Genomic DNA, 23,677 nt, shown 5'->3' on the forward strand with positions numbered 1-23,677 from the left:
TTCACGCGTCCCCTTTGGCCAGGTCATCCAGCTTCAGTTGCAGGCCACCGATCGCGGCGTCGTCGGACAGCGCGGCCTTGGCTTTTTCATACGCACCATGGGCATCGTCGGCACGGCCCAACTGGACCAGCAAGTCACCCTTGAGCTCCTCGCGGCTGGCCAGGAACGCCTTGTCGGCGTCACCGTCGAGCAGCTTGAGGGCCTCCTCGGCCTTGTCCTGGGCAGCGAGCACACGGGCCAGACGCTGGCGCGCGATCTCGCCGAGGGTGGCATCGGCCGGCTTGTCCATCACGTTCTTGAGCTCGGCGGCGGCATCGTCCAGCTTGCCGCTGTCGACCGCGACCTTGGCCACGAACAGGCTGCCGTACTGGGCATAGGCCGAACCGCCAAATTCGCTCTTGAGCTTGCCGGACAATTCGGCGACCTTGGTCGCATCCGGCTTGCCGTCAGGCGTCAGGGTGGTTTCCAGCAGCGCCTGGTACAGCGCCGAAGCGCCTTGCGACTGGTTGCTCTGGTACTTGTGCCAGGCCTGCCAGCCCATCACCACCGCGGCGGCGAGCAGGGCACCGGTCAGCAGCGGCTTGCCGTTGCGGTTCCACCAGTCCTTGGCTGCGGCCAGGCCATCATCATCGGTACTCGACACCCCAATACTCCTTTTCAGCAATTCGGCTGTTTGACCGCTTCACGCCTGCGCGAGAGCAGCTTGCAGGTGCTCGGCCAGAGCATCCCAGGCAATGTTCTGTTGTTCGCCCTGGCCACGCAGGGGCTTGAAACCTACCACTTGTTGCGCCAGCTCGTCGTCCCCCAGGATCAGGGCGAACAGCGCCCCGCTCTTGTCGGCCTTCTTGAACTGGTTCTTGAAGTTGCCACCACCGGCGTTGACCGCCAGGCGCAGGCTCGGCAGGCGATCGCGCAGTTGCTCGCTGATCTTCAGGCCCGCCAGCTCCGCCTGCTCGCCGAAGGCGCACAGATAGACATCCAGCGTGCGGCTGATCGACTCGGGCACCTTGCCCAGCGTCTCGATCAGCAACAGCAGGCGCTCGATACCCATGGCGAAGCCCACGCCAGCCGTCGGCTTGCCGCCCATCTGCTCGACCAGGCCATCGTAGCGGCCGCCAGCGCAGACAGTGCCCTGGGCACCGAGCTTGTCGGTCACCCACTCGAACACGGTCTTGCTGTAGTAGTCCAGGCCACGCACCAGTTTGGTGTTGATCACGAACGGGATTCCGGCAGCGTCCAGGCGGGCCTTCACGCCCTCGAAGTGCACGCGGGACTCTTCGTCCAGGTACTCTTCGAGCTTCGGAGCGCCCACCAGGGCGGCCTGGGTGCCTTCGTTCTTGCTGTCCAGGATGCGCAGCGGGTTGCTCTGCAAACGACGCTTGCTGTCGTCGTCCAGCTGATCGATACGTTCGCTGAGGAACTCGACCAGCGCGTCGCGATAGCGCGCACGGGCTTCGCTGGTGCCCAGGCTGTTGAGCTCAAGCGTGACCGCGTCCTGGATACCCAGGCGCGCCCAGAGGCGCCAGGTGAGCATGATCAGTTCGGCGTCGATGTCCGGACCGGCCAGGTTGAATACCTCTACGCCGATCTGGTGGAACTGGCGATAGCGCCCCAGCTGCGGGCGCTCGTGGCGGAACATCGGGCCGACATACCAGAGTTTCTGTACCTGGCCGTTGCCGATGATGCCGTGCTCGAGCACAGCACGCACACAGGCGGCAGTGCCTTCGGGACGCAAGGTCAGCGAGTCCTTGTTGTCCTGGAAGGTGTACATCTCTTTTTCGACGATATCGGTGACTTCACCGATCGAGCGCTTGAACAGCTCGGTGAACTCGACGATCGGCGTGCGGATCTGGCTGTAGCCGTAGCCGTCCAGCAGGCCGGCCACGGTGCCTTCGAAGTAGCGCCACAGGGGCGACTGCTCGGGCAGGATGTCGTTCATGCCACGGATGGCTTGCAGCGATTTGCTCACGAAAAGTCCTTACGAATCTGTGTATCAGCCGCGGGCGATAAGCGCCGCGTCGGCCTCGACCTTCTCGGCCGCTTTCTGGCGGATGAGCTTTTCCAGCTCATCGACCAAGTTGTCATTGGTCAGCTTCTGCGCCGGCTTGCCATCGATGTACACCAGGTTGGGGGTGCCACCGGTCAGGCCGACGTGGGATTCCTTGGCTTCGCCCGGGCCGTTGACCACGCAGCCGATCACCGCGACGTCCAGCGGCACCAGCAGGTCTTCCAGGCGCCCTTCAAGCTCGTTCATGGTCTTGACCACATCGAAGTTCTGCCGCGAACAGCTCGGGCAGGCGATGAAGTTGATGCCACGCGAACGCAGGTGCAGCGACTTGAGGATGTCGTAGCCGACCTTCACTTCCTCGACCGGATCGGCAGCAAGCGAGATGCGAATGGTATCCCCAATGCCTTCGGCAAGCAGCATACCGAGGCCGACGGCGGATTTCACCGTCCCCGAGCGCAGACCACCGGCTTCGGTGATGCCCAGGTGCAGCGGCTGCACGATCTGCCTGGCCAGCAGGCGGTAGGCTTCGACGGCCATGAACACGTCGGAGGCCTTGACGCTGACCTTGAAGTCCTGGAAGTCGAGGCGGTCAAGGTGCTCGACATGGCGCAGCGCCGACTCGACCAGCGCAGCCGGGGTCGGTTCGCCGTACTTCTTCTGCAAGTCCTTTTCCAGCGAGCCGGCATTGACGCCGATGCGAATCGGGATGCCACGGTCGCGAGCGGCATCGACCACCGCGCGTACGCGGTCTTCACGGCCGATGTTGCCCGGGTTGATGCGCAGGCAGTCAACACCAAGCTCGGCGACGCGCAGGGCAATCTTGTAGTCGAAATGGATGTCGGCGACCAACGGCACGCTGACCAGTTTCTTGATCTTGCCGAAGGCTTCGGCCGCGTCCATGTCTGGCACCGAGACGCGGACGATGTCGACACCGGCGTCGACCAGGCGCTGGATCTGCCCTACGGTGGCGGCGACATCATTGGTGTCGGTGTTGGTCATGCTCTGTACCGCGATGGGTGCATCACCACCCACCGGCACATTGCCGACCCAGATTTTGCGGGATTCGCGACGTTTGATCGGAGATTCGCCGTGCATGACTTACTGTCCCAACTTCAGGCGAGCGGTCTCGCCACTGGTGAACGGGGCGACATCGACGGCCTGACCGTTGTAGCTGACCTGAGCGCCGCGGGCAAAGCCCAGGCGGACCGCGAACGGCGGCTTGCCGGTCAGTTCCAGGCTGTCACCCTTGCGCTTGATCGCGCTGAACAGCACCTTGCCGTTGCCATCGGTGACCTGGGTCCAGCAATCGGCGGTGAATTGAATGGCGACCTTGCCATCGCCAGCAGCAACCACGGCAGGCTCGGCAGCAGCGGGAGCAGTCGGTGCGGCGTGGGTGGCAGGCGCGGTCGGTGCGGGCGTGGTGGCCGGCGTGTGGGTCTGGGCAGGAGCCTGGGCAACCGGAGCGGCTGGAGCGGCGGCTGATGCCGAGGTGGCCGGGTCGCTCTGCACAGGCGCCTCGGCGGCGGGTTCGGTCGGAGCCTGCTCAAGCGGCAGTGGCGCGCTTTCAGGCTGCTGGCCAGCAGTCACGGCCTGATCTTCCGGCTCGTCGAGCGGGTGGATCTGGGTGGTGCCGTCGGCGCTTTCGACCTCGACATGCTCCAGGGCGATCTTGGCCAGGTCCTTGCCACGCAGGCTGCTCTGGTCCTGCCACCAGAAGAAGCCGCCACCGACCACAGCCACCAGCAGCAACAAGCTGACGACACGCAGGATGTTGTGCGAAAGGCGCACCGGCTCCTCGATACGACCAAGGGCGTGCACTTCGCTGCCCTTGGCGTGAGTCCCGGTGATCTGGTCGAAAGCCTCGACGAGCGGCGCCTGATCCATGTCCATGAGCTTGGCGTAGGCGCGGATATAGCCGCGCGCGAACGTGTGTCCGGGAAGCTTGTCGAAGGCGCCGGTTTCCAGATTGTTCAGCGAAGTGACCGTGAGATTCAGCTTACGGGCGACCTCGGCCTGCGACCAGTTCCGGTTCTCGCGGGCCTGGCGCAAGACATCACCGGGATTCTGCTGAATCGCTGCTGCTGCTTCGGGGTGCGCGGCTTTCATCGTTGCTCCGACAGGTATTGCTGATATTCCGGCGTACCGGGATAAAGTCGTTGTAATTTCTTGCCCAGCTCGGCCGCGGTGCCGTGCTCTTCGAAGACTCGGGCGAGGCGGCTGCCCAACAACAGACTGCGGGCGTCATGATCGCCTTGCTGGCTGAAACGTTCGTAGTAGTCCCGGGCCGGCACATAATGCCTGTTTTCGTAGGACAACTCAGCCATTTCCAGCAGCGCTCGTGGTTGCCGTTGATTGAGCCGCAGGGCCTTGTCCAGGTATTCGTGCGCCTGCTCGCGGCGCCCCTGCTTGAGTGCGGTCAGGCCAAGGTTCTCGTACACCCGGGAGCGCTCAGGATACAGGGTATCGGCGGCGGCTTGGCGAAACATCTGCTCTGCCTGGCGAAAATGCCCTTGAGCATATAGGAAACTGCCGTAGTTGTTGCGAATCCGCGTGTCATCCGGGCGTTGCGACAAGGCTTCGCGGAAATGGCCATCCGCCAGATCGGGCTCGCCCTGGGCCTGAAAGACCAGGGCCAGGGCGGCGTGTGCATCGGCATCACGGCTGTTCAACGCAAGCGCCCTTGCCAGCGGGGCCTTGGCTTGCTCAGTCATGCCTTGTTGCAAATACCCCAGGCCCAACTGCACGTAGGCACGCCCTGCCTCCGCCCTGCCCTGTCGGCTGGAAAGCGGATCACCTGCACCGCCGGACACGCAGCCGGCCAGCAGCAAAAGCGACAGGATCGACAGCGCGGCGCGCAGGGTCATCGGCGGAGTCCGTCAGTGGCGCGCAGCGCTGTCTTGCAGCTCGCTGCCATCGGCGTTGATCTGGCGCACGGCGATGTAGCGTTCGCTGCGGCGGGTGCGGTCCATTACCTGCCCCACCAACTGACCGCAGGCCGCGTCGATATCTTCGCCGCGGGTGGTGCGGGTGGTGACGTTGAAGCCGCCGTGGTGCAGCAGATCCTGGAAGCGACGGATCGCATTGTTGCTGGGGCGCTCGTAACCGGAGTGCGGGAACGGGTTGAACGGAATCAGGTTGATCTTGCACGGCACGTCACGCAGCAATTCGATCATCTGCGCGGCATGCTCAGGCTGATCGTTGACGTCCTTGAGCAAGGTGTACTCGATGGTAAGCACCCGCTTGCCACCGAGCGTGGACATGTAGCCCATGCAGGACTCGAGCAGCATCTTGAGCGGGTACTTCTTGTTGATCGGGACCAACTGGTTGCGCAGCGCGTCGTTGGGCGCATGCAGCGACAACGCCAGCGACACGTCGATGTGCTTGGCCAGCTCGTTGATCATCGGCACGACACCCGAGGTGGACAGGGTGACGCGACGCTTGGAAATGCCATAGCCCAGATCGTCCATCATGATCTTCATCGCGGCGATGACATTGTCGAAGTTCAGCAAGGGCTCGCCCATGCCCATCATGACCACGTTGGTGATAGCGCGGTCGATCTTGGCGGGGACGGTCCCGAAGGATTTGTTGGCAAGCCACACCTGGCCAATCACTTCGGCGGCGGTGAGGTTGCTGTTGAAGCCTTGCTTGCCGGTGGAGCAGAAACTGCAGTCCAGGGCACAGCCGGCTTGCGACGAAACGCAGAGGGTACCGCGGTCGTCGGTGGGAATGTAGACGGTCTCGACGCAGCTGCCGGAGGCAACGCGGACTACCCATTTACGGGTACCGTCGGCGGAAATGTCCTCGCTGACCACTTCCGGGGGGCGAATCTCGGCAACGGCCTCGAGCTTTTCGCGCAAGACCTTGCCAACGTTGGTCATGTCCGCAAAGTCGGACACGCCAAAATGGTGAATCCATTTCATCACCTGACCGGCACGGAAGCGCTTCTCCCCGATCGAGTCGAAGAACTGTTCCATTTCCGGCAGGGTCAGCCCCAACAGGTTGATTTTGCCAGTAGATGTCGTCATGGATTCACCCTCACTCGTAAGCTTTCGCTTAGCGAGTGGTTACCTCGGTAGCAGCGAAGAAGTAAGCGATTTCGCGAGCTGCAGCGGCTTCGGAGTCCGAACCGTGAACGGCGTTGGCGTCGATCGACTCGGCGAAGTCGGCACGGATGGTGCCTGGAGCGGCTTCTTTAGGGTTGGTGGCGCCCATCAGCTCACGGTTCAGAGCGATGGCGTTCTCGCCTTCCAGCACCTGAACGACGACCGGGCCGGAAGTCATGAAGGCAACCAGATCACCGAAGAAGCCACGAGCGCTGTGCTCGGCGTAGAAGCCTTCGGCTTCGGCCTTCGACAGCTGCTTGATTTTCGAAGCGACGATTTTCAGGCCGGCTTCTTCGAAGCGAGTGGTGATCTTGCCGATGACGTTCTTGGCAACTGCGTCAGGCTTGATGATGGAGAAAGTACGTTGAACAGCCATGGAAAACTCCAGAATTTGAGTGTTGCGAAAAATTAAACCCGCGAATTATACGCGGGTTCCAGGGGATTGCCTAACCTGCAGAGACGCTCAGTCGGCTTCTTCGATCCAGGCCGCCTGGATGGCCTCGAGCACTTTCTCACCGCCGCGTGACGGATCGTCGCTGAACTCTGGCAAAGCCAGCACCCAACGGTGCAGATCGACGAAATTCACATATTTAGGATCGACGTCCGGCTTGCTTTCCGCAAGCTGGATGGCGATCTCAAGTACATCAATCCATTTCAGGCTCATGCTGAAAACCTCAGTGCGGCGCTTCGGCAGCGTGGTTGAGCGAGTATTTCGGAATCTCGATGGTGATGTCTTCATCACCCACGATCACCTGGCACGCCAGGCGAGACTGCGCTTCCAGGCCCCAGGCCTTGTCCAGCATGTCTTCTTCCAGCTCGTCGGCTTCTTCCAGCGAGTCGAAACCTTCACGCACGATGCAGTGACAGGTGGTGCAGGCACACACGCCACCGCAGGCGCTTTCCATCTCGATATGGTGCTCGTGGGCCAGCTCCAGGATGTTGGTCCCTGGCTCCACTTCGACCACCAGCCCATCCGGGCAGAACTTCTCATGCGGCAGGAAAATCACCTGGGGCATCGGTTACTCCTCGATCTCATTCAGGTTGCGCCCGGCCAGTGCGGCTTTGACCGTCGAATCAAGGCGACGGGCGGCAAAGGCATCGGTCACCTGCGACAGACGCTTGGTCTGTTGCTCGATGGCAGCGCCATCGGTGCCGCTGAGCAAATCACGCAATTCTTGCATCTGGAAGGCGATGGCCTCGCGCTCGTCAGCACTGAGCAGACGCTCGCCATCGGCATCCAGGGCGCCCTGCACCGCTTCGAGCAAGCGCTCGGCATCGACCTGGTGCTCGCGCAACTGGCGCGCCTGCTTGTCGGAGCCTGCGTGCTCGAAGGAGTCCTTGAGCATACGAGCGATCTCGCCGTCGGTCAGGCCGTACGACGGCTTGACCTGGATGCTCGACTCTACGCCCGAGCCCAGTTCGCGGGCCGCGACGCTGAGCAGACCGTCGGCATCAACCTGGAAGGTCACGCGGATCTTCGCTGCACCGGCCACCATCGCCGGGATGCCGCGCAGCTCGAAGCGGGCCAGCGAACGACAGTCGCTGATCAGCTCGCGCTCGCCCTGCAGGACGTGAATCATCATGGCCGACTGGCCATCCTTGTAGGTGGTGAACTCCTGGGCGCGAGCCACGGGAATCGTGGTGTTGCGTGGAATCACCTTCTCCATCAACCCGCCCATGGTCTCAAGACCCAACGACAGCGGGATGACGTCCAGAAGTAACAATTCGCCACCCTCGCGGCGATTCCCGGCCAGGGTGTCCGCCTGGATCGCGGCACCAATGGCGACGACCTGGTCCGGATCGATCGAGGTCAGCGGAGCGCGGCCGAACAGCGTGCCGACGGCTTCACGCACACGCGGCACGCGCGTCGAGCCACCGACCATCACCACAGCACCGACCTCTTCCAGCTCGACACCGCTGTCGCGCACTGCGCGGCGGCAGGCCTTGAGGCTGCGGGCGATCAGGGGTTCGATCATGGCTTCGAAGGCGGCACGGCTGAGCTCGCCCTGCCAGGCGCCATGAGCGACGCTGACGGTATCGGCGTCGGTCAAGGCCTCTTTGGCGGCACAGGCCGTCTGCAGCAGTTGACGCTGGGTCGCCGGGTCGAGATCGGCGGACAGACCGGCCTGCTCGATGATCCAGCCGGCAATCGCGTGGTCGAAGTCATCGCCGCCCAGGGCAGTGTCGCCCCCCGTGGCCAGCACTTCGAAGACGCCCGCGGTCAGGCGCAGGATCGAAATATCGAAAGTGCCGCCCCCCAGGTCGAAGATCGCCACCACGCCTTCGGCGTTCTGGTCCAGGCCATAGGCCACGGCAGCAGCGGTCGGCTCGTTGAGCAGGCGCAGCACGTTCAGGCCAGCCAGACGCGCAGCGTCCTTGGTGGCCTGGCGCTGGGCGTCGTCGAAATAGGCCGGCACGGTGATGACCGCGCCCACCAGTTCGCCACCGAGGGTTTGCTCGGCGCGCAGACGCAGGACCTTGAGAATGTCGGCCGACACCTCCACCGGGCTCTTCGGCCCCTGGACGGTGTCGATGAACGGCATGTGAGACTCGCCGCCAACGAAGCGATAGGGCAGTTGCTCGCCCAGCTGCTTGACGTCGGCAAGACCGCGCCCCATCAGGCGCTTGACCGAAAGCACGGTGTTCAGCGGGTCGCTGGCGGCTGCATCACGAGCCGCCTGGCCGACATCGCTGTGCCCGGGCAAATAGCGCACTGCGGACGGCAGGATGACGTTGCCCTGGGCGTCGGGCAGGGGCTCGCGGCGACCGCTGCGCACCGCAGCGACGAGAGAGTTGGTGGTACCCAGGTCAATACCCACCGCCAGGCGACGCTGGTGCGGCTGGGGGCTCTGACCGGGTTCGGCGATCTGCAGTAGGGCCATGCTTATCTGAATACCTTAGGCGTCATCACGGGCAACGCCGGGGTTAATCGTCGAGGCGCTCTTCGAGTTGGCGCACTTCTTGGGCGAGCTTGTCGAGAAACTGCATGCGGCGCATCAGGCGCTCGGCCCTGTCGCGCTCGGCAGCTTGATCCCAGCAGGCGGCGAACTCCTCGTTGAGCGTGTCCTGGGCGACCTTCAGGCGCTTCTTGAACACGGCAACACCGTCGAGGTCGGCTTCGTCCTGCAGCTCTTCGAGTTCTTCGCGCCACTGCATCTGCTGCAGCAGGAAGTCGGGGTCGTGGACCGTGACTTCCTGAGGCACTTCATGACCGCTGACGGCCAGCAGATAACGCGCGCGACGCGGCGCGCTGCGCAGCGTCTGGTAGGCGTCGTTGAGTGCTGCGGACTTTTCCAGGGCGACACGCTGCTCACGCTCGGAGGCGTCGGCGAAGCGGTCCGGATGGACCTCGCGGGCCAGCTCACGATAACGGGTGGCCAGCTTGTCGAGGTCCAGGCGAAAGCCCGGCTGCAGGTCGAACAGGGCGAAATGGCAAGGAGTACCCACGTCAAGCCTCAGACATTGAAGCTTTCGCCGCAGCCACACTCACCGCGCACGTTGGGGTTGTTGAACTTGAAGCCTTCGTTCAACCCTTCCTTGACGAAATCCAGCTCGGTGCCATCGAGATACACCAGGCTCTTCGGGTCGATGATGACCTTCACGCCATGGTTCTCGAACACCTGGTCCTCGTCGGCCAGCTCGTCGACGAACTCCAGCACGTAGGCCAGGCCCGAGCAGCCGGTGGTGCGCACGCCCAGGCGGATGCCCTCACCCTTGCCGCGCCCATCGAGGGAGCGGCGAATGTGGTTGGCGGCGGCTTCTGTCATGCTGATAGCCATCGGAACTCCTTACCTCGCGGCGACTTAGATCAAGCCTTTCTTCTGCTTGTAATCGCGAACGGCTGCCTTGATGGCATCCTCGGCGAGTACCGAGCAGTGGATCTTGACCGGCGGCAACGCCAGCTCTTCGGCCAGCTGGGTGTTCTTGATGGTTTCGGCTTCGTCCAGGGTCTTGCCCTTCATCCACTCGGTGGCCAGGGAGCTGGAGGCGATGGCCGAACCGCAGCCGTAGGTCTTGAACTTGGCATCTTCGATGATGCCTTGCTCGTTGACCTTGATCTGCAGACGCATCACGTCACCGCAAGCCGGGGCGCCGACCATGCCGGTACCGACGTCCGGATCTTCGGCATCCATCTTGCCGACGTTGCGCGGGTTTTCGTAGTGGTCGATGACCTTTTCACTGTATGCCATGGTGCAATTCCTTCCTCATCAGGGAGCCGCTCTTGCTGGCGACTGCTTAGTGGGCGGCCCACTCGATCTTGGAGATGTCGACGCCGTCTTTGTACATGTCCCACAGCGGCGACAGTTCACGCAGTTTGTTCACGGCCTTGCAGACTTCCTGCGCGGCGTAGTCGACTTCTTCTTCAGTGGTGAAGCGACCGAAGGAGAAGCGGATCGAGCTGTGCGCCAGCTCGTCGTTGCGGCCCAGGGCGCGCAGTACATAAGACGGCTCGAGCGACGCGGAGGTGCAGGCCGAACCGGAAGATACGGCGATGTCCTTGAGCGACATCAGCAGCGACTCGCCTTCGACGTAGTTGAAGCTCAGGTTCAGGTTGTGCGGAACGCGCTGGGTCTGGCTGCCGTTGACGTACAGCTCTTCAAGGTCGGAGACCTGCTTGAAGAAGCGGTCGCTCAACGCCTTGATGCGCACGTTTTCAGCGGCCATTTCCTGCTTGGCGATGGCGAAGGCCTCGCCCATGCCCACGATCTGGTGGGTCGGCAGGGTGCCCGAACGCATGCCACGCTCATGGCCACCGCCATGAATGATGGCTTCCAGGCGCACACGCGGCTTGCGGCTGACGTACAGCGCGCCGATGCCCTTCGGGCCGTAGACCTTGTGCGCCGAGAACGACATCAGGTCGACCTTGGTCTTCTGCACGTCGATTTCGACCTTGCCGGCCGACTGAGCGGCATCGACGTGGAACAGCACGCCGCGCGAGCGGGTCAGTTCACCGATGGCGGCGATATCGTTGATCGAGCCGACTTCGTTGTTCACATGCATCAGCGAGACGAGGATGGTGTCGTCGCGCAGCACTGCCTCGACCATCGCCGGGGTGACGATACCGTCTTCACCGGGTTCGAGGTAGGTGACTTCGAAACCTTCGCGCTCGAGCTGGCGAGCGGTGTCGAGGACCGCCTTGTGCTCGATCTTGGAGGTGATGATGTGCTTGCCCTTGGTCTGATAGAAGTGCGCGACACCCTTGAGCGCGAGGTTGTCGGACTCGGTGGCACCGCTGGTCCAGACGATTTCGCGCGGGTCGGCGTTGATCAGCTCGGCGACCTGGCGGCGGCCATTCTCGACCGCCTCTTCAGCGCGCCAGCCGAACACGTGGGAACGCGAGGCCGGGTTACCGAAGTTTCCGTCGACCAGCAGGCAGTCGGCCATCTTCTGGGCGACGCGGGGATCGACCGGGGTGGTCGCGGAGTAATCGAGGTAGATCGGCAACTTCATTGAGTATCTCCTATCAGGCGTTGGCGTCGCTCGTCGCTGCATCAGTCGACGGCGGACGTCTCAATCTTGTCCAGCTGGGCAACGCGACCGGCGACTCGACGCAGGTCCTGGCGCTGGGCGACTTCCTGCACCTCACGGCGCATGACGAGGTCGGACAGGCTGATGCCGCTGAGGAATTCGTGGATCTGCTGGCTGAGGTCGCACCACAGGTGGTGGGTCAGGCAGGTATCACCGGCGTGGCAATCCCCGAGGCCTTGGCAGCGAGTGGCGTCTACCGACTCGTTGACCGCGTCGATTACCTGCGCCACCTGGATGGTTTCCATGCCCCGCGACAGCTGGTAGCCGCCACCCGGACCGCGCACGCTGGATACCAGGCTGCTGCGGCGCAGCTTGGCGAACAGCTGTTCCAGATAGGAGAGGGAGATGCCCTGGCGCTCGGAAATGTCGGCCAAGGATACCGGCCCATGCTGCGCGTGCAACGCCAGGTCGAGCATGGCGGTGACGGCGTAACGGCCTTTGGTAGTCAATCGCATGGCTATGGGTACCACGGGAGTTACAGGATGTGTGCGAGTATGCGATTCCCGAGCATTTAAGTCAACTATAAGACCTAGTGCTTTAGTCGGGTTTGCACGCGGGAAGCGGGCGCGATGATAGCAGACAAGGGGCGCGAGCACACGCCCCGTGTATCAGCCAGGCGTAATCAATGCGACGGAGTGTCGCTCTGCGCAGCCTGCTTGACCTCGGCGAAGTCTTCTTCCGGCAGCGCCGGCAGGGCCTTGGCACAGTAGTCACTGCCCAGGTTGGTCAGCGCCCCGCACATGCCCTCCAGGCGCTCGTCGACCGCCTGCAGGTGGTCGAGCATCTGGCCGATGGCGCGCGCTACCGGGTCGGGCATGTCGCCACTGACGCCGTAGGCATCGAAGCCGATCTTCTCGGCCATGGCCTTGCGCTTGGCCTCGACCTCGCTGTCTTCGGTCTTGAAGATGATCCGCCCCGGGATCCCGACTGCCGTGGCGCCGGCCGGCACGGCCTTGGTCACCACCGCATTGGAGCCGATCTTGGCCCCGGCGCCAACCGTGAACGGGCCGAGCACCTTGGCCCCCGCCCCCACCACCACGCCGTTTTCGAGGGTCGGGTGACGCTTGCCCTTGTTCCAGCTGGTGCCGCCGAGGGTAACGCCCTGGTAGAGCGTCACGTCATCGCCGATCTCGGCGGTCTCGCCGATGACGATGCCCATGCCATGATCGATGAAGAAGCGCCGGCCAATCGTGGCGCCCGGGTGGATCTCGATGCCGGTCATCCAGCGCCCGAAGTTCGATACCAGGCGCGCCAGCCATTTGAAGTCGCGTTTCCACAGGGCATTGCCCAGGCGATGCAGCCAGATGGCATGCATCCCCGGGTAGCAGGTCAGTACCTCGAAGGCATTGCGCGCCGCCGGGTCACGATGAAACACACTCTGGATATCTTCACGCAGACGCTCGAACATTGTTTCTAGTCCTTCCGCTTGTGCGCATCACCCCGTGCGACCTTCTGGGTCTCGGTGAGGATGCCGCGCAAAATGCTCATTTCCGAACGATTGACCGAGCTGCGCCCATACAACCGGCGCAGGCGCGCCATCAGGTGCTTGGGCTTCTCAGGGTCAAGGAAGCTGATGTCCACCAGGGTCTTTTCCAGGTGTTCGTAGAACAGCTCCATTTCGTCCAGGGTGGCCAGCTCATCGCTGGCATCGACCTTCTCGACCTTCGCCGGCGCACCTTGCGCCGCCAGCCATGCGGTGCGCACCTCGTAGGCGAGCACCTGGACCGCGGCGGCAAGATTCAGCGAGCTGAAATCGGGGTTCGATGGAATGTGCACGTGGAAGTGACATCGCTGCAGTTCGTCATTGGTCAGGCCTGCATGTTCACGACCGAACACCAGGGCGATCTCCTCGCCAGCGGCCGCACGCGCGACGCTCTGCACCCCGCATTCGCGCGGGTCGAGCATCGGCCACGGCATGCTGCGATCACGGGCGCTGGTCCCAATCGCCAGGCTGCAACCGGCCAGCGCCTGCTCGAGCGTATCGACCACAATGGCGCCGTCCAGCACATCGTCGGCACCAGAGGCACGGGCACTGGCGTCGGCCGCGGGGAAATCCAGTGGCTGGACCAGCACCAGGCGCGACAAGCCCATGTTTTTCATGGCACGAGCAGCGCCGCCGATGTTGCCGGGGTGGCTGGTATTGACCAGAACAACACGAATATTCTGCAGCAAGGTGTCGAGCTCACGGATGCCTATAAAAGGGGGACGATCTTACCTAAGCGACGGGCGTAACGCCACGAATGCGAATGTCACCCTTCTGCCGGAACAGTTTTCTGATAGACTAGGCGGCTTTCTTCTTTAACATCTCCAGGTGAAACGCCCATGCAGCCTATGCTGAATATCGCCCTGCGCGCCGCTCGCAGCGCCAGTGAACTGATTTTCCGCTCCATCGAACGCCTGGACAGCATCAAGGTCGACGAGAAAGAGGCCAAGGATTACGTCTCCGAGGTCGATCGCGCCGCCGAGCAGACCATCGTCAACGCCCTGCGCAAGGCTTACCCGAACCACTCGATCCAGGGTGAAGAGACTGGCCTGCACGCCGGCTCCGGCGAGGAAGGCAAGGACTACCTGTGGATCATCGATCCACTGGATGGCACCACCAACTTCCTGCGTGGCGTTCCGCACTTCGCGGTCAGCATCGCCTGCAAATACCGCGGCCGCCTTGAGCACGCGGTCATCGTCGACCCGGTCCGCCAGGAAGAATTCACCGCCAGCCGCGGTCGTGGCGCCCAGCTCAACGGTCGTCGCCTGCGTGTCAGCTCGCGCACCAGCCTGGAAGGCGCCCTGCTGGGTACCGGCTTCCCGTTCCGCGACAGCCAGATGGCTGACCTGGACAACTACCTCGGCATGTTCCGCGCCCTCACCGGCCAGACCGCCGGCATCCGTCGCGCGGGTTCCGCCGCCCTGGACCTGGCCTACGTTGCCGCTGGTCGTTTCGACGCCTTCTGGGAGTCGGGCCTGTCCGAGTGGGACATGGCCGCAGGCGTACTGCTGATCCAGGAAGCGGGCGGCCTGGTGAGCGACTTCAACGGTGGCCACGACTTCCTCGACAAAGGCCACATCGTTGCCGGCAACATCAAGTGCTTCAAGGCGGTACTGACCGCCATCCAGCCGCACCTGCCGGAAAACCTCAAGCGCTGAGCCAGGGCTTAGGATGCAAAAAAAGCACCCCGAGGGGTGCTTTTTTTGTGCCTGTTTTCCCTGGCTCTGCTGGCCCGCGACGAAGCCAGCATCCAGATCACTGGCCGGGCTGCGCCTGGCTCAGCACCAGCTTGCCGTTCTTGTCCAGCGGAATGGTCGAACCTGGCTCGTGGTCCATCTTCACCACACCAGCCTGGTCACCGATGGTGTACTTCACGGTGTAGCCCACCACCTTGTCGCTGATGTCGTTGACCGTGTTGCAGCGCGTTTGCGTGGTGGTGTAGGTGTCACGCTCCTGCATGCCTTCCTGCACCTTGTTGCCGGCATAACCACCACCCACCGCACCTGCGACCGTGGCGATCTTCTTGCCGGTGCCGCCACCGATCTGGTTACCCAGCAGGCCACCGGCCAGGGCGCCCACCACGGTACCGGCGATCTGGTGCTGGTCCTGCACCGGACGCTGGCGCGTCACGGTCACGTCCTTGCACACTTCGCGCGGTGTCTTCACCTGCTGCTTGATCGGTTGTACGTCAGTGACCTGGGCGTATTCCGGCCCTTTGTTCACCAAGCTGTAGGTCGCCACAGCACCTCCGGCTGTAACACCGACAGCACCCAGAACCGCACCCACCAGCATTGATTTGTTCACGTGGAATCTCCTGATCATACCCGCGGGACATTGCCCGCCTTCTCCCTGCCTTGGAGCAAAAAAAAAGGCGCGAGTTCAACACTCGCGCCTCTCTTTACGCCAAACGGCGTAGGACAAGCCCTTACGGACGGTCGTCCACACCCTCGGCCTTGACCGGCGGGATCAGGTCTTCACTGTTCAGGTTCAGCCAGATCAGCACCACGTTGGCGATGTAGATCGACGAGTAGGTACCCGCCATGACGCCCAGGAACAGCGCCAGCGAGAAGCCGAACAGGTTGTCGCCACCGAAGAACAGCAGCGCAGCAATCGCCAGCAAGGTCGACACCGAGGTGGCGATGGTGCGCAGCAGGGTCTGGGTGGTCGAGACGTTGATGTTCTCGATCAGCGACGCCTTGCGCATCACGCGGAAGTTCTCACGCACGCGGTCGAACACGACGATGGTGTCGTTGAGCGAGTAGCCGATGATCGCCAGCACTGCCGCCAGCACCGTCAGGTCGAAGGTGATCTGGAAGAACGAGAGGATGCCCACGGTCACGATCACGTCGTGAATCAGCGAGACGATCGCCCCCACCGCGAACTTCCACTGGAAGCGGAACGCCAGGTAGATCAATACCCCGCCCAACGCCAGCAGCATGCCCAGGCCGCCCTGGTCACGCAGTTCTTCACCGACCTGCGGGCCGACGAACTCGACACGTTTGACGGTGGCAGGGTTGTCGCCGCCCAGTTTCTGCAGCGCCTGGGCAACCTGGTTCCCCAGTTGCGGGTCGTCGCCAGGCATGCGCACCAGCAGGTCGGTGGTGGCACCGAAGCTCTGCACGATGGCCTCGTGGAAGCCAGACTCGACCAGCTCGGCACGCACCGCCTTGAGGTCGGCCGGACGCTCGTAGGTCAGCTCGATGAGCGTACCGCCGGTGAAGTCCAGGCCGAAGTTCAAGCCCTTGTGCCACCAGCTGAACAGCGCCAGCACGGTCAGCAGGACAGTGACGGCGAACGCAACGTTGCGCACGCCCATGAAGTTGATGGTTTTCATCGCAGCTCCCTCAAACCCACAGCTTCTTGATGTCACGCCCGCCACAGGTCAGGTTGACCATTGCGCGGGTCACCATGACGGCGGTGAACATCGAGGTGAAAATCCCGAGGGACATGGTGACCGCGAAGCCCTTGACCGGGCCGGTACCCATGGCGAACAGGATGCCGCCGACCAGCAGGCTGGTCAGGTTGGCGTCGATGATCGCGGTGTAGGCACGGTTGAAGCCTTCGTGGATGGCGCGCTGCACCGACATGCCGTTTTTCAGCTCCTCGCGAATCCGCGAGAAGATCAGCACGTTGGCGTCGACCGCCATACCCATGGTCAACACGATACCGGCGATACCCGGCAGCGTCAGGGTCGCGCCCAACAGCGACATCAGCGCCAGCAGCAGCACCATGTTGCCCGCCAGGGCGATGGTGGCGATCACGCCGAAGCCACGGTAGATGGCGATGATGAACAGCGAGACGAACAACATGCCCCACAGCGATGCATCGACACCCTTGGTGATGTTGTCGGCACCCAGGCTTGGGCCGATGGTACGCTCTTCGGCGAAGTACATCGGTGCGGCCAGACCACCGGCACGCAGCAGCAGGGCCAGTTCGGACGACTCACCCTGGCCGTTCAGGCCGGTAATACGGAACTGGCTGCCCAGCGGCGACTGGATGGTCGCCAGGCTGATGATCTTCTTCTCTTCCTGGAAGCTCTGTACCGCCACTTCCTTCTCGACGCCATCAACGGTCTGCTTGACGTAGCGGGTCACCGGCTTCTGCTCGATGAAGATCACCGCCATGCTGCGACCGACGTTGCTGCGCGTGGCGCGGCTCATCAACTCGCCACCGTGGCCATCCAGGCGGATGTTCACCTGCGGACGACCGTGCTCGTCGAAGCTCGCCTGGGCATCGGTAACCTGGTCACCGGTGATGATCAAGCCACGCTCGACCGCAGCCGAACGGTTGCCGTCACGGAACTCGAAAACCTCGGTGGTCGCTTTCGAAGCACCTGGCTCAGCGCCGAAGCGGAACTCCAGGTTGGCCGTCTTGCCGAGGATACGCTTGGCTTCGGCAGTGTCCTGCACGCCCGGCAGCTCGACCACGATACGGTTGGCGCCCTGGCGCTGAACCAGCGGCTCGGCCACGCCCAGCTCGTTCACACGGTTGCGGACGGTGGTCAGGTTCTGCTTGATGGAGTATTCGCGGATTTCGGCGACCTTGGCCTGGGTCAGCGCCAGACGCAGCACGGAGAGCTCGTTGCGCTCGGTGGTGGTGATGTCGAAATCATTGAAATTCTTGCGGACCAGGGCACGTGCCTGTTCGCGAGTAGCATCGTCGGCGAAGCCCAGCATGATGCTGCCGTCCTGCTGGGGCAGGCTACGGTAGCGCACGCGCTCTTTGCGCAGCAGGGTCTTCACTTCGCCGTCGTAGACCTTCAGGCGGGCGCTCATGGCCTTGTCCATGTCCACTTCCAGCAGGAAGTGCACACCACCGGAGAGGTCCAGGCCCAGCTTCATCGGGCTGGCACCCAGGTTGCGCAGCCACTGCGGGGTGGTCTGGGCCAGGTTCAGTGCGACGACGTAGTCGTCACCCAAGGTCTTGCGCACCACATCCTTGGCCGGCAGTTGGTCTTCCTGGTTGGTCAGGCGCACCAGCGCACTGCCCTTCTCGCCCAGGCTGCCACCCTTGACGGTGATACCGGCATCGGCCAGCGCCTTGGTGGCGCGGTCGAGGTCGGCCTGGCTCACGTGCAGCGCGGAACTTGCGCCGCTGATCTGCACCGCCGGGTCATCCGGGTAGAGGTTGGGAGCGGAATAAATAAAGCCGACCGCCAGTACCACCAGGATCAGCAGGTATTTCCACAGAGGGTATTTGTTCAGCATCACGCCGCCCGTTCAAGACGCGGGGCGCTTTGCGCGCCCCGACTGGAAAAAATGAAACCGGTAACTCAGATAGCCTTGAGCGTACCTTTTGGCAGGGTCGCGGCGATGGCGCCCTTCTGGAACTTCAGCTCGACGTTGTCGGACACTTCCAGCACCACGAAGTCGTCGGAAACTTTGACGATCTTGCCGGCGATACCGCCGTTGGTGACCACTTCGTCACCCTTCTGCAGAGCGCCGAGCAGGTTCTTCTGCTCTTTGGCACGCTTGGCCTGCGGGCGCCAGATCATCAGGTAGAAGATGACCAGGAAGCCAACCAGGAAGATCCACTCGAAGCCAGTACCGGCTGGGCCGGCGGCAGGGGCTGCAGCGTCCGCGTAAGCGGCGGGAATCAGAAAGCTCATGTAGCACTCCAGTTGCTGAATTTAGTTATGTGTGCGAACAGTCAGTCCAAAGGCGGAACGGGAAGCCCGCGCTTGGCATAGAAGGCGTCGACAAAGGCGGCCAATTTACCCTGTTGAATAGCCTCGCGTAAACCGGCCATCAAGCGCTGGTAATGGCGCAAGTTGTGGATGGTATTCAGCATGCTGCTCAACATTTCGCCGCACTTGTCCAGGTGATGCAGATAAGCGCGTGAGAAGTTGGTGCAGGTATAGCAGTCACAGGTCGGATCCAGCGGCGAATCATCATGGCGATGGAACGCATTGCGGATCTTGATCACCCCTGTATCGACGAACAGATGGCCGTTGCGCGCGTTGCGCGTGGGCATCACGCAGTCGAACATGTCGACGCCGCGGCGCACACCCTCAACCAGATCTTCCGGTTTGCCTACCCCCATAAGGTAACGAGGTTTGTCAGCAGGCATTTGTGCCGGCAGGTAATCCAGCACCTTGATCATCTCGTGCTTGGGTTCGCCCACCGACAGGCCGCCGATGGCCAGGCCGTCGAAGTCAATATTGACCAGCGCCTCCAGCGAGCGCATGCGCAGGTCCTGGTACATGCCACCCTGAACGATGCCGAACAGCGCCGCAGTGTTATCGCCGTGGGCGTTCTTCGAGCGCTGGGCCCAACGCAGCGACAGCTCCATGGAGGTGCGCGCCACATCGTGCTCGGCCGGGTACGGCGTGCACTCGTCGAAGATCATCACGATGTCCGAGCCCAGGTCACGCTGCACCTGCATCGACTCTTCCGGGCCCATGAACACCTTGGAGCCGTCGACCGGCGAGGCGAAGGTCACGCCCTCTTCCTTGATCTTGCGCATCGCGCCCAGGCTGAACACCTGGAAACCGCCGGAGTCGGTGAGGATCGGGCCTTTCCACTGCATGAAGTCGTGCAGGCCGTTGTGCTTCTTGATCACCTCGGTGCCCGGGCGCAGCCACAGGTGGAAGGTGTTGCCCAGGATGATCTCGGCGCCGATGGCCTCGATGTCCCGCGGCAGCATGCCCTTGACCGTGCCATAGGTGCCCACCGGCATGAACGCCGGGGTTTCCACGGTGCCACGGGGGAAGGTCAGCCGACCGCGACGGGCCTTGCCGTCGGTGGCCAGCAGTTCGAAGGACATTCGACAGGTGCGACTCATGCTTGATCCTCGGGGCCGCGCGGCGCCGGATTGCGGGTGATGAACATGGCATCACCGTAACTGAAGAAGCGGTACCCCTGCTCGACCGCCGCGGCGTACGCGGCCATGGTCTCGGGATACCCCGCAAAGGCCGAGACCAGCATCAGCAGCGTGGACTCGGGCAAATGGAAGTTGGTCACCAGCGCATCGACCACATGGAACGGTCGGCCGGGGTAGATGAAGATGTCGGTGTCGCCACTGAACGCCTTGAGCACACCATCGCGCGCCGCACTCTCCAGCGAGCGCACGCTGGTGGTACCGACCGCGATCACCCGCCCGCCACGGGCGCGGCAGGCCTCGATGGCATCGACCACGTCCTGGCTCACTTCGAGCCACTCTTTATGCATGTGGTGATCTTCGATCTTGTCGACCCGCACCGGCTGGAAGGTGCCGGCACCTACATGCAGGGTGACGAAGGCGCGCTCGACGCCCTTGGCGGCGATCTGCTCCAGCAGCGCCTCGTCGAAGTGCAGGCCGGCAGTAGGCGCGGCGACGGCACCGGCACGCTCGGCGTACACGGTCTGGTAGCGCTCACGGTCGGCGCCTTCGTCCGGGCGGTCGATATACGGCGGCAGCGGCATATGGCCAACGCGCTCGAGCAGTGGCAGCACCTCTTCGGTGAAGCGCAGCTCGAACAGCGTCTCATGGCGCGCGACCATTTCGGCCTCGCCACCGCCATCGATCAGCACCGTGGCGCCGACCTTCAGTGCCTTGCTGGCACGCACATGGGCCAGTACCCGATGGCTGTCGAGCACCCGCTCGATCAGCACTTCCAGCTTGCCGCCGGAGGCTTTCTGACCGAACAGCCGCGCCGGAATCACCCGAGTGTTGTTGAACACCATCAGGTCGCCCGGGCGCAGGTACTCGAGCAAATCGGTGAAGCGCCGGTGCGCCAGCTCCCCGCTCGGCCCGTCAAGGACCAGCAGACGGCTGCCATGGCGCTCGGCCAGGGGATGGCGGGCGATGAGGGAATCCGGGAGTTCGAAGGAAAAATCGGCGACGCGCATGATCGTGTTCGGCTTGGCAGGGCCGGGAAGTTTAGCCCAATGCATGAAAATTGACCATGAAAGCCGATTGACCGACTGCAGGAGCCTCTCTATACTGCGGCGCCACAAGCCCTGATGGCGGAATTGGTAGACGCGGCGGATTCAAAATCCGTTTTCGAAAGGAGTGGGAGTTCGAGTCTCCCTCGGGGCACCATCACATAGTTCCAAGCGGTCCCCAAAAGACCCGGAACACCAGAAAAACCGGCCACTGGGCCGGTTTTTTTGTGCCCGTGGTTTCCAGTGGTTCCGTTGTAAGCCCACTGAGCTGAATCAACCCGCCATCAACATCGGTGCGAAGATCACCGAGCTCAAAGAAGCCTTCAACACCAAACAGACCGAGTTCAGCGCTCGCTTGCTTGAAACCGAACAGAAGCTCGCATCTGGGCGCCATTAGCTGATCGCAATGTCGTCACTGCAAGCGTGCTGGAAGCGGACGGCGTAGGTGAAATGTGCAACGGTCGCCAGAAGTCCGCTGGGCAAATTAATTGTGAGGCGGGCATCCCTGCGGCGATCGCCAATCCGAACAAGGGCGGTGCCGATTCCACCAGCTATCAAACCGCACCACAGCGTGACGGCGCTGGCATCCGTGGCATTCCCCAGCCGCGCGCTTTCGGCTCAGCCAAGAACACCACAGCCAGCGGCAACCCTGTCCCGATCTGAATCGGAGGCGCCGCTGGGGCGGGGCGATCATTTCGGCACCGATCTACGCAGAGGACAAGTCTAAAGGGGGGAGGTTATCCCACTTTTAAGTACCCGGGGCTCAAGATATTAAGTGGCATTCTGTTTTCAAGCACCCTGACCCGAGCCCTATGAAAGCTCAATCCCTGTTAGGCGAAAGCACCTCCGCACCCAGTGGATAGTTGAGCAATATCACCCGACGAAAACCGGTATTGGCGCACCTCAAACTCTCAGAAACATTAAATCTTCCGGCACCTGTAGTTCTATCTACAACCAACAGTAGGTCTACCACTTCCGCCTTAGCCATGTAGAAATCAAGCTTTTGAGACTTTGAGCTAATCTGCCTCAGGACTAAATCATCTGGAATTGAGCGAACAAAGCTTACGTCGACAATTTGCCAGCGCCCGTAGCGGGCAAACCTAGCGTCATCCTTTGGGAGAGGAAGAATCCACGCTTGTAGCGCACCTATTTCTATGTGGACCTCTTCGCCTGCCAAGCTACTGCCTACAGAAATAAGAACATCTATAATTTTCTCAACTTCGTCAATACACCCTAGAAAGTTCACCCTTACCGGGTTTCCTGAGCGCCGATAGTAGCCAGAAACAATATCTCGCAAGTTCTTCTGCTGCATTCCGTGGATTTGCTTTAGTGCAGAGCCGCCTCGATCTCTGGGACTATCGTAAAGCTCGACAACTTCAAGCCCAAAACACTCACTACTGGCTGTGCGGATCATGAAGTCTAGCGGCTCGGGTATGTCGTCTATAAACCAAATCTCACCCAATGCTTTGGCCGCTGAAACTGCATAAATACGCTCCATTTCTTTCTTGAAAACTCGGGTCATGAAATTATCCCAGTTTGCCAAACCGCGTCACCGTTCTACTCAACGGTTTTGCCCGACCAAAGAAATGAATTCTTCTATCGACTCATAATCCGAACCAACGATTAAAGAGCTAGACCTTGCGGCCATTTTCTGATTGAGTTGGACTACCTGCTCTACTGTGACCTCCGTGACCCCTCCGATAAAAATATTAGACTCGCAGATAATGTATGCATATCTGGGTGAGATAGGGTAATAGAGATCAAGAAACTCCGGCTGAGAAGAAGTCTCCCACACCTGGGGATGCACATTGATTGCCGGTTGATCTGAAGTAATAAACGAAACACCAGTATTATTAAAAAGTAGAGAATGAGTGTAGCCAGAACGAAAAAGATAGAGTTCACGCCCCAGATTCATCCCAAACATATAACTCAAGAACCACCAGCTATTTTTCATGCTCCTCAAAAACTCTACACTCTCAACCGTATCCTCCCGAAACGCATGAAAAGTCCTATCCTTGAAATTTTTAGTGCGCGCAAACTGATGCCCCAAAAAAGTGGTGAATTTTATTATCGAACCACTTTCATAAAGGCAGGATAATTTTCCACCAGCAAGATCTTTTAGTATTGGCGAAGCATCTCTCTCATGGGCCGAATGAAGATTCTCCATAAGATTTGACTTTAGAGCCTTGATTGATTTCTCGATGACTTCAATTTTTCGCCTAGAACCTTTATAGATCTCGCTTGCCCTTTGAAACCGCAGAAAATCATTTAGATAACTTCGATGAGCGTATTGCAGATCTTCAGCGGCTCGACTTGACCACTGAAGAATTACTTTAACATCATATTCGGCTAGATGTGTGACCCTGTAAAAATCAAGGTCCATCGCCAAACCGCGAACGCTATCTAATTTTATCTTGCGGGTAGGCGTAGAGTGATAAACATTTATCCCATCTGCAGACCAACGTTTCAAGTAATCAGCCCAAACATGGTGATGCTTCCTTTTCGCCTCAAAATACTTAGCATCCATAACCCACCTCCCTCACTCAGTGCGCGCCAGTATGCCACGACATGTCGCAATAAAAAGCCGCATGGGTGGTGAGGTCGATATGTAACATTTGGAAGCTCTAGCCTTGGGCGCCAGACACAGGAAAGCCCCGATTTCGAGGCTTTTTACTGCCGGCACTCAGCG

Annotated in this window: 26 protein-coding genes and 1 tRNA gene; 2 read left to right on the top strand and 25 right to left on the bottom strand. The window is 61.5% G+C overall.

Features of this window, described 5'->3' with window-relative positions:
• Position 1: 1 nt before the first annotated feature.
• The 17 genes from VA602_RS11885 to trmJ form a co-directional block, all read right to left on the bottom strand.
• The gene (locus tag VA602_RS11885) at positions 2 to 643 is read right to left on the bottom strand and encodes a tetratricopeptide repeat protein (RefSeq protein WP_153773236.1); all 642 of its coding nucleotides are present in this window, start codon (positions 641 to 643) and stop codon (positions 2 to 4) included.
• A gap of 39 nt (positions 644 to 682) precedes the next feature.
• Positions 683 to 1,969, bottom strand: coding sequence for a histidine--tRNA ligase (gene hisS, locus VA602_RS11890; protein ID WP_323453289.1), 1,287 nt, complete (start codon positions 1,967 to 1,969; stop codon positions 683 to 685).
• Between the two features lie 24 nt (positions 1,970 to 1,993).
• A complete protein-coding gene (gene ispG / locus VA602_RS11895) occupies positions 1,994 to 3,103 on the bottom strand; it encodes a flavodoxin-dependent (E)-4-hydroxy-3-methylbut-2-enyl-diphosphate synthase (RefSeq protein WP_323453290.1) in 1,110 nt (369 codons plus the stop codon).
• 3 nt (positions 3,104 to 3,106) lie between these two features.
• Positions 3,107 to 4,114 carry a RodZ domain-containing protein gene (locus VA602_RS11900; protein WP_153773237.1) on the bottom strand — a complete coding sequence of 336 codons (1,008 nt, stop codon included), beginning with the start codon at positions 4,112 to 4,114 and terminating at the stop codon, positions 3,107 to 3,109.
• Positions 4,111 to 4,872 carry a type IV pilus biogenesis/stability protein PilW gene (pilW, locus tag VA602_RS11905; RefSeq protein ID WP_153773238.1) on the bottom strand — a complete coding sequence of 254 codons (762 nt, stop codon included), beginning with the start codon at positions 4,870 to 4,872 and terminating at the stop codon, positions 4,111 to 4,113. The genes VA602_RS11900 and pilW overlap by 4 nt, the downstream gene beginning before the upstream one ends.
• Positions 4,873 to 4,884: 12 nt before the next feature.
• A complete protein-coding gene (gene rlmN / locus VA602_RS11910) occupies positions 4,885 to 6,033 on the bottom strand; it encodes a 23S rRNA (adenine(2503)-C(2))-methyltransferase RlmN (protein ID WP_054892553.1) in 1,149 nt (382 codons plus the stop codon).
• 28 nt (positions 6,034 to 6,061) lie between these two features.
• Positions 6,062 to 6,487 carry a nucleoside-diphosphate kinase gene (gene ndk / locus VA602_RS11915; RefSeq protein WP_011532343.1) on the bottom strand — a complete coding sequence of 142 codons (426 nt, stop codon included), beginning with the start codon at positions 6,485 to 6,487 and terminating at the stop codon, positions 6,062 to 6,064.
• A gap of 87 nt (positions 6,488 to 6,574) precedes the next feature.
• A complete protein-coding gene (gene iscX / locus VA602_RS11920) occupies positions 6,575 to 6,775 on the bottom strand; it encodes a Fe-S cluster assembly protein IscX (RefSeq protein ID WP_027920277.1) in 201 nt (66 codons plus the stop codon).
• 10 nt (positions 6,776 to 6,785) lie between these two features.
• The gene (fdx, locus tag VA602_RS11925) at positions 6,786 to 7,127 is read right to left on the bottom strand and encodes an ISC system 2Fe-2S type ferredoxin (protein WP_063546067.1); all 342 of its coding nucleotides are present in this window, start codon (positions 7,125 to 7,127) and stop codon (positions 6,786 to 6,788) included.
• A gap of 3 nt (positions 7,128 to 7,130) precedes the next feature.
• Positions 7,131 to 8,993, bottom strand: a complete 1,863-nt coding sequence (gene hscA / locus VA602_RS11930) for a Fe-S protein assembly chaperone HscA (protein WP_323453291.1) — start codon at positions 8,991 to 8,993, stop codon at positions 7,131 to 7,133.
• A 43-nt stretch (positions 8,994 to 9,036) separates the two neighbouring features.
• Entirely contained in the window at positions 9,037 to 9,558 is a 522-nt protein-coding gene (gene hscB / locus VA602_RS11935) for a co-chaperone HscB (protein ID WP_323453292.1), read from the bottom strand.
• A gap of 8 nt (positions 9,559 to 9,566) precedes the next feature.
• The gene (iscA, locus tag VA602_RS11940; RefSeq protein WP_003248536.1) at positions 9,567 to 9,890 is read right to left on the bottom strand and encodes an iron-sulfur cluster assembly protein IscA; all 324 of its coding nucleotides are present in this window, start codon (positions 9,888 to 9,890) and stop codon (positions 9,567 to 9,569) included.
• Between the two features lie 24 nt (positions 9,891 to 9,914).
• A complete protein-coding gene (gene iscU, locus VA602_RS11945; RefSeq protein ID WP_003443374.1) occupies positions 9,915 to 10,301 on the bottom strand; it encodes a Fe-S cluster assembly scaffold IscU in 387 nt (128 codons plus the stop codon).
• Positions 10,302 to 10,347: 46 nt separating this feature from the next.
• Positions 10,348 to 11,562, bottom strand: a complete 1,215-nt coding sequence (locus tag VA602_RS11950; protein ID WP_054925565.1) for an IscS subfamily cysteine desulfurase — start codon at positions 11,560 to 11,562, stop codon at positions 10,348 to 10,350.
• 41 nt (positions 11,563 to 11,603) lie between these two features.
• Positions 11,604 to 12,095 (bottom strand): Fe-S cluster assembly transcriptional regulator IscR, encoded by a 492-nt coding sequence (gene iscR, locus VA602_RS11955; RefSeq protein WP_054892549.1) that lies wholly within the window; start codon positions 12,093 to 12,095, stop codon positions 11,604 to 11,606.
• 167 nt (positions 12,096 to 12,262) lie between these two features.
• A complete protein-coding gene (cysE, locus tag VA602_RS11960; protein ID WP_323453293.1) occupies positions 12,263 to 13,048 on the bottom strand; it encodes a serine O-acetyltransferase in 786 nt (261 codons plus the stop codon).
• A 5-nt stretch (positions 13,049 to 13,053) separates the two neighbouring features.
• On the bottom strand, positions 13,054 to 13,812 hold the full coding sequence (trmJ, locus tag VA602_RS11965; protein ID WP_054892547.1) for a tRNA (cytosine(32)/uridine(32)-2'-O)-methyltransferase TrmJ: 759 nt from the start codon (positions 13,810 to 13,812) through the stop codon (positions 13,054 to 13,056).
• A 150-nt stretch (positions 13,813 to 13,962) separates the two neighbouring features.
• On the opposite strand from trmJ, the gene suhB reads away from it, so the two are divergent.
• A complete protein-coding gene (gene suhB / locus VA602_RS11970) occupies positions 13,963 to 14,781 on the top strand; it encodes a type III secretion system regulator SuhB (RefSeq protein WP_054892546.1) in 819 nt (272 codons plus the stop codon).
• Between the two features lie 97 nt (positions 14,782 to 14,878).
• On the opposite strand, the gene VA602_RS11975 is transcribed toward suhB, so the two are convergent.
• From VA602_RS11975 to queA, 6 genes are all read right to left on the bottom strand, one after another.
• Positions 14,879 to 15,427 carry a glycine zipper 2TM domain-containing protein gene (locus tag VA602_RS11975; RefSeq protein WP_054892545.1) on the bottom strand — a complete coding sequence of 183 codons (549 nt, stop codon included), beginning with the start codon at positions 15,425 to 15,427 and terminating at the stop codon, positions 14,879 to 14,881.
• 121 nt (positions 15,428 to 15,548) lie between these two features.
• Positions 15,549 to 16,457: a protein translocase subunit SecF gene (gene secF / locus VA602_RS11980; RefSeq protein WP_125931452.1), complete on the bottom strand. Its 909-nt coding sequence runs from the start codon at positions 16,455 to 16,457 to the stop codon at positions 15,549 to 15,551.
• A 10-nt stretch (positions 16,458 to 16,467) separates the two neighbouring features.
• Positions 16,468 to 18,330 carry a protein translocase subunit SecD gene (gene secD, locus VA602_RS11985; RefSeq protein ID WP_054925563.1) on the bottom strand — a complete coding sequence of 621 codons (1,863 nt, stop codon included), beginning with the start codon at positions 18,328 to 18,330 and terminating at the stop codon, positions 16,468 to 16,470.
• Between the two features lie 65 nt (positions 18,331 to 18,395).
• Positions 18,396 to 18,731, bottom strand: a complete 336-nt coding sequence (gene yajC / locus VA602_RS11990; RefSeq protein WP_054892542.1) for a preprotein translocase subunit YajC — start codon at positions 18,729 to 18,731, stop codon at positions 18,396 to 18,398.
• Positions 18,732 to 18,772: 41 nt separating this feature from the next.
• Complete coding sequence (gene tgt / locus VA602_RS11995) at positions 18,773 to 19,888, bottom strand: tRNA guanosine(34) transglycosylase Tgt (RefSeq protein WP_162144435.1); 1,116 nt, start codon at positions 19,886 to 19,888, stop codon at positions 18,773 to 18,775.
• Positions 19,889 to 19,902: 14 nt separating this feature from the next.
• The gene (queA, locus tag VA602_RS12000; protein ID WP_151925211.1) at positions 19,903 to 20,952 is read right to left on the bottom strand and encodes a tRNA preQ1(34) S-adenosylmethionine ribosyltransferase-isomerase QueA; all 1,050 of its coding nucleotides are present in this window, start codon (positions 20,950 to 20,952) and stop codon (positions 19,903 to 19,905) included.
• Between the two features lie 108 nt (positions 20,953 to 21,060).
• Between queA and VA602_RS12005 the strand changes: the two genes are divergently transcribed.
• Positions 21,061 to 21,145: transfer RNA gene (locus VA602_RS12005), tRNA-Leu, on the top strand.
• Between the two features lie 663 nt (positions 21,146 to 21,808).
• Here VA602_RS12005 and VA602_RS12010 read toward each other — a convergent pair.
• Both VA602_RS12010 and VA602_RS12015 read right to left on the bottom strand, forming a co-directional pair.
• Positions 21,809 to 22,510 (bottom strand): hypothetical protein, encoded by a 702-nt coding sequence (locus VA602_RS12010; RefSeq protein WP_323453294.1) that lies wholly within the window; start codon positions 22,508 to 22,510, stop codon positions 21,809 to 21,811.
• 39 nt (positions 22,511 to 22,549) lie between these two features.
• Entirely contained in the window at positions 22,550 to 23,515 is a 966-nt protein-coding gene (locus tag VA602_RS12015; protein ID WP_323453295.1) for a DUF4238 domain-containing protein, read from the bottom strand.
• Positions 23,516 to 23,677 lie beyond the last annotated feature (162 nt).

Source organism: Pseudomonas machongensis (assembly GCF_034961125.1).
GTDB classification, from domain to species: Bacteria; Pseudomonadota; Gammaproteobacteria; order Pseudomonadales; family Pseudomonadaceae; genus Aquipseudomonas; species Aquipseudomonas machongensis.